The following is a 732-nucleotide window of genomic DNA, read 5'->3' on the forward strand; positions in this document are numbered from 1 at the left end:
TCGGGGACAGTGCATGGTAGGCAGTTTGACTGGGGCGGTCTCCTCCTAAAGTGTAACGGAGGAGTTCGAAGGTACGCTAGGTACGGTCGGACATCGTGCTAATAGTGCAATGGCATAAGCGTGCTTAACTGCGAGACCGACAAGTCGAGCAGGTACGAAAGTAGGACATAGTGATCCGGTGGTTCTGTATGGAAGGGCCATCGCTCAACGGATAAAAGGTACTCTGGGGATAACAGGCTGATTCCTCCCAAGAGTTCATATCGACGGGGGAGTTTGGCACCTCGATGTCGGCTCATCACATCCTGGGGCTGTAGCCGGTCCCAAGGGTATGGCTGTTCGCCATTTAAAGTGGTACGTGAGCTGGGTTTAAAACGTCGTGAGACAGTTTGGTCCCTATCTGCCGTGGGCGTTGGAAATTTGAAGGGGGCTGCTCCTAGTACGAGAGGACCGGAGTGGACGAACCTCTGGTGTACCGGTTGTCACGCCAGTGGCATTGCCGGGTAGCTAAGTTCGGAAGAGATAACCGCTGAAAGCATCTAAGCGGGAAACTTGCCTTAAGATGAGATTTCCCGGAGCCTTGAGCTCCTTGAAGGGTCGTTCGAGACCAGGACGTTGATAGGCTGGGTGTGGAAGTGCAGTAATGCATTAAGCTAACCAGTACTAATTGCCCGTACGGCTTGTCCCTATAACCTTGCCGGTTATACGCATTTACTCGATGATGAGTTACCCAAC

At 52.6% G+C, this 732-nt stretch carries 1 rRNA gene; it reads left to right on the forward strand.

Annotated elements, in window-relative coordinates:
- Positions 1-685: ribosomal RNA gene (locus GM668_RS30300) — 23S ribosomal RNA — on the forward strand; the annotation flags it as partial.
- Positions 686-732 lie beyond the last annotated feature (47 nt).

Source organism: Pseudoduganella ginsengisoli (genome assembly GCF_009720865.1).
GTDB classification, from domain to species: domain Bacteria; phylum Pseudomonadota; class Gammaproteobacteria; order Burkholderiales; family Burkholderiaceae_D; genus Rugamonas; species Rugamonas ginsengisoli.